Raw genomic sequence first — 4,390 nt, 5'->3', positions numbered from 1 at the left:
GGCGGTGGCGAACTTCTGCATGATGGCTTTTCCTTCGGCGTTGTCGTTTCTGACTCCGCAAAAGCTACGTTGCGTTCGCCGACCCGGCAACACATCCATTGCGAAGAAACCACATCCCTGCAGGTCAGAGCCGCAAGATCGTTGCAACGGCTCTGAAACTAACGCAACGTCAACCGCCGGTTCGTTGCAATGGAGGGAAAGTGAACGCTACAGTGGCGGCATCGAAGGAACACGAAGGAGACCGCGATGCCGGGAGGCAGGCTCACCCAGCAGGAACGCCAGCAGATCGCGCTGGGCGTGGCCGACGGCCTCGCCTACGCGGAGATCGCCCGGCGCCTCGACCGCCCCACCTCGACGATCACGCGTGAGGTGATGCGCAACGGCGGCCCCACCGCCTACCGTGCCGACCTGGCCCACCGCGCCACCGAACGCCGCGCCCACCGGCGCAGGCAGGCCGCGCCCCGGGGGGCGCAGGCGCCCGAGCAGGCCGACGGGCGCGACGCCGAGGCCGTACGCGAGTACGAGGAGGCGTTCACCACCCTCCTCATGCAATCGGGCCTGCCCAAGATGATGGCCGGGGTGCTGACCTGCCTCTACACCACCGATGCGGGCAGCCTCACGGCGTCCGAACTCGCCCAGCGCCTCCAGGTCAGCCCGGCGTCCGTCTCCAAGGCGGTCGCGTTCCTCGAAAGCCAGGGCCTCATCCGCCGGGAGCGCGAGGAAGGCCGCCGCGAGCGGTACCTCGTCGACAACGACGTCTGGTACCAGTCGATGATCGCCGCCGCCCGGTCCCACGCCCAACTCGCCGAAACCGCACGGCAGGGCGTCGGCATCCTCGGCCGCGACACCCCGGCCGCCGTCCGCCTGGAGAACATCGCCCGCTTCGTCGACTTCGTCGGCGAAAGCATCACCCGCGCCGCGGAGCAGGCCCGCGACGTCCTCTACACGCAACCCGAAACGACCTCGGGCGGCACCGCCGCGCCGAGTCCGGACCGTGGCTAGACAGCCGACTTGCCGGGCTGTCGATCCGTAGAAGACGGGGTCGTGCTGCTGTTGCTCCACGCTCCCCGCGAGACGCGGTTCGGGCTCGTCGCCGCCTGACGCGGCCGGGCCGCCACGGTGCACCGCCCGCGCGGAGGTGCACCGTGGTGCGTGCCCGGGGCGTTCCGGGCACGCACGGCCGTGGGCCGCTCACTTCACGGCTCACTTCACGGCTTACTTCAGGACTTACTTCAGGGCTTACTTCAGGGCTTACTTCACGATGGTGATCCGGTCCGCCTTCGGCGGGGCCAGCGGCGACTCCTTGGTGGAGTGGGCCTGGAGGTAGGCGACGAAGACGTCGAGGTCCGACGCGCCCACGCGCTTGTCGGTGCCCTCCTTGAAGGCCGGGAAGCCGTCACCGCCGCCCATCAGGAACTCGTTGGCCGCGACGCGGTAGGTCTTGCCCGCCTCGATCGGGGCGCCGTTGACCTTCACCGACGACGTGACGATCCGGTCCGCGCCCTTCTTCGTCAGGTCCAGCGTGTACGTCAGGCTCCTGCTGACCTGCAGGATCTTCGGCTGGGCCTCGTTCGGGCCGCTGACCTGCTGCTGCAGGGCCGCCAGGACCTGCGCACCGGTGAGGTCCTTGGTCTGCATCATGTTGGTGAACGGCTGGACGGTGAACGCCTCGCCGTACGTCACGACGCCGTCGCCCTCGGCGCCGGACGCCTTGAAGGCGAGGTCCGAGCGCACGCCGCCGGGGTTCATGAAGGCGATCTGGGCGCCGCCCTTGTCGGGGGCGGCGAGGCCCTCCAGCTGGGCGTCGGTGATGACGTCGCCCAGCGGCTGCTCGTACGCCTCCGAGCCGCGGCCGTTGATGTCGGCGGAGATGTAGCCGACCGGCTTGTTGGCGACGGGCGCCGCGAGGGTCTTCCAGCGGTCGATGAGCGCGGTCATGTCCGCGGCCTTCGGCTGCTGGCGGTCGACCACGTGGTTGGTGGCGCGCGGGCCCTTGACGGCCGTGCGGACGATGTCCTTCGTGCGGCGGTCGTAGGTCAGCGTCGTGTCCGTGTACAGACGGCCGAAGGAGGCCGCCGAGGTGACCGTGCGCGGGGCACCGGACGGGTCGGGGATGGTGCAGGCGTACGCCTGGTGGGTGTGGCCCGTGACGAGGGCGTCGACCTTCGGCGTGACCTTCTTCGCGATCTCGACGATGGCGCCCGAGATGCCCGCGCCCCCGCCCGGCGTGTCGCAGTTGTAGTTGTACGAGCCGGACGCCGGCATGCCGCCCTCGTGGATGAGGGTGACGATGGACTTCACGCCCTGGCGGTCGAGTTCCTTGGCGTACTTGTCGATCGTCGCGACCTCGTCGGCGAACTTCAGGCCCTTGACGCCCTCCGCCGTGACGACGTCCGGCGTGCCCTTCAGCGTCAGGCCGATGATGCCGATCTTGACGCCCTTGTGGCGCCAGACGGTGTACGGCTTGAGGATCGGCTTGCCGGTCTTCTCGTCGAGGACGTTGGCCCCGAGGTAGGGGAAGTCGGCGCCCTGAAAGGTCTTGCCCTTCTCGAAGCAGCCCTCCTTGGGGTGGCAGCCGCCGCGCTGCATGCGCAGCAGCTCGGCGCGGCCCTCGTCGAACTCGTGGTTGCCGACGGAAGTGGCGTCCAGCTTGATCTTGTTGAGCGCCTCGATGGTCGGCTCGTCGTGGAACAGGCCGGTCATCAGCGGGCTGGCGCCGATCATGTCGCCGGCCGCGGCGGTGATCGAGTACTCGTGGCCCTTGCGGGCCGTGCGCAGCGAGTTGGCGAGGAACTCCACGCCGCCGGCCGGTATGACCTTCTTGGTGCCGTCGGCCTGGTCCTCCGTCACGGTGCCGGAGGAGCCCTGCGGCGGCTCAAGGTTGCCGTGCAGGTCGTTGAACGAGAGCAGCTGGACGTCCACGGTGCGGCCGCGGTCGCGCGCGCCCGCCGGGGCGGCCGTGACGGCCAGGGTGCCGGCGGTGGCGGCGAGCACGGCGGCGGTGGCGGTCAGTCTCCGGAGGGCGAGGCGCTTGCTTCCAGGCAGCGTCTTCGCGGGCATGCGTTCCCCTTTTGATGAAGGTGCTGGGGGTGTATCAGGTCGGGCGCAGCATACGGTCGACGCGCGTAGTGCGGCAGAGGGGGGAGCGGTAACGGAGGGGTGACGCGCAGGGGTCGTAGGCTCGGCCCCATGAGCGACGTGGTGAATGACGTGAGCGGACAGCGGCGGATCGCGGTGCTGGAGGAACTGGCACCGCAGCAGGTCGAGGACGTGCTGCGGCTGATCGGGGAGGCGGCGGCCGAGGACGGGCAGCCGGCCGTGTCCGAGCAGGGGCGCCTGCAGCTCAAGGGGCGGCGCGCGGGCGTGCGGCACGTCCTGCTGAGCGACGCGGAGAAGGAACTGGTGGGCTACGGCCAACTGGAGGACAGCGACCCGGTGGAGGCCCCGGCGGGCGAGTTCGTCGTCCACCCCGCCCGGCGCGGACGCGGGCACGGCCGGGCGCTGGGCAACGCCCTGCTGGCGGAGTCCGGCAAGCGGCTGCGGGTGTGGGCGCACGGCGGGCACCCGGCGGCCCGGCACCTCGCACAGGTGCTCGGGCTGAGCCTCTTCCGCGAACTGCGGCAGATGCGGAGGCCGCTGGGCGACCTCTCCCTCGCCGACCCCGTCCTGCCCGAGGGCGTGTCCGTCCGCACGTTCCGGCCCGGCGACGACGACGCGGCCTGGCTCGCCGTGAACGCGGCGGCCTTCGCGCACCACCCCGAGCAGGGCTCGCTGACCCAGCGCGACCTGGACGACCGCAAGGCCGAGGGGTGGTTCGACCCCGAGGGGTTCTTCCTGGCCGAGAAGGCGGGGGAGATCGTCGGCTTCCACTGGACGAAGATCCACGCCGACCAGGGCCTCGGCGAGGTGTACGTGGTGGGCGTACGGCCCGGCGCCCAGGGCGGCGGGCTCGGCAAGGCGCTGACCACGATCGGCCTGCGGCACCTGGCGGACCAGGGGCTGCCGACGGCGATGCTCTACGTGGACGCCGACAACCTGCCTGCCGTCTCGGTGTACGAGCGCCTCGGGTTCGCCACGCACGAGGCGGACCTGATGTACCGAACGGAGAGCTGACCCCGGGGGCTTCGCGGGGCCGGACCCCGGGGCCTTGCGGGTCGGACCCCGGGGCCTTGCGGGTCGGTCCACGACCTCTTGTGGGCGCGGATCCCAGCCCCTTGCGGGCGCGGCCCCCGGCCCCGTGCGGGCGCGGCGCCCGGCCCCGTGCGGGCGCGGACCCCGGCCTCGTGCGGGCCTGGACCCCGGCCCCGTGCGGGCGCGGTCCCCGGCCTCGTGCGGGCCTGGACCTCGGCCTCTGGTGGGGTCGGTCCCCGGGCCTCGTGCGGGCCTGGAC

General features: G+C 71.4%; 3 protein-coding genes. 2 read left to right on the top strand and 1 reads right to left on the bottom strand.

All coding sequences use genetic code 11. The annotated features are described in order from the left end of the window. The first annotated feature begins 246 nt into the window (after positions 1–246). Complete coding sequence (locus IE182_RS30520) at positions 247–1,002, top strand: helix-turn-helix domain-containing protein (protein WP_190113232.1); 756 nt, start codon at positions 247–249, stop codon at positions 1,000–1,002. Positions 1,003–1,251: 249 nt separating this feature from the next. On the opposite strand, the gene IE182_RS30515 is transcribed toward IE182_RS30520, so the two are convergent. Beyond that, a complete protein-coding gene (locus IE182_RS30515; RefSeq protein ID WP_190113231.1) occupies positions 1,252–3,060 on the bottom strand; it encodes a bifunctional metallophosphatase/5'-nucleotidase in 1,809 nt (602 codons plus the stop codon). Positions 3,061–3,189: 129 nt separating this feature from the next. Between IE182_RS30515 and mshD the strand changes: the two genes are divergently transcribed. After that, entirely contained in the window at positions 3,190–4,113 is a 924-nt protein-coding gene (gene mshD / locus IE182_RS30510; protein WP_190113230.1) for a mycothiol synthase, read from the top strand. The last annotated feature ends 277 nt before the right edge of the window (positions 4,114–4,390 follow it).

This window comes from Streptomyces cinnamoneus (genome assembly GCF_014650495.1).
Lineage (GTDB): Bacteria > Actinomycetota > Actinomycetes > Streptomycetales > Streptomycetaceae > Streptomyces > Streptomyces cinnamoneus.
The sequence above is the reverse complement of the archived record's forward strand: the minus strand, read 5'-3'. Positions and strand labels throughout refer to the sequence as shown.

Coding starts and splice junctions, on each gene's coding strand:
- IE182_RS30520 (WP_190113232.1), top strand. CDS start 247: ATGCCGGGAGGCAGGCTCACCCAGCAGGAACGCCAGCAGATCGCGCTG.
- IE182_RS30515 (WP_190113231.1), bottom strand. CDS start 3,060: ATGCCCGCGAAGACGCTGCCTGGAAGCAAGCGCCTCGCCCTCCGGAGA.
- mshD (WP_190113230.1), top strand. CDS start 3,190: ATGAGCGACGTGGTGAATGACGTGAGCGGACAGCGGCGGATCGCGGTG.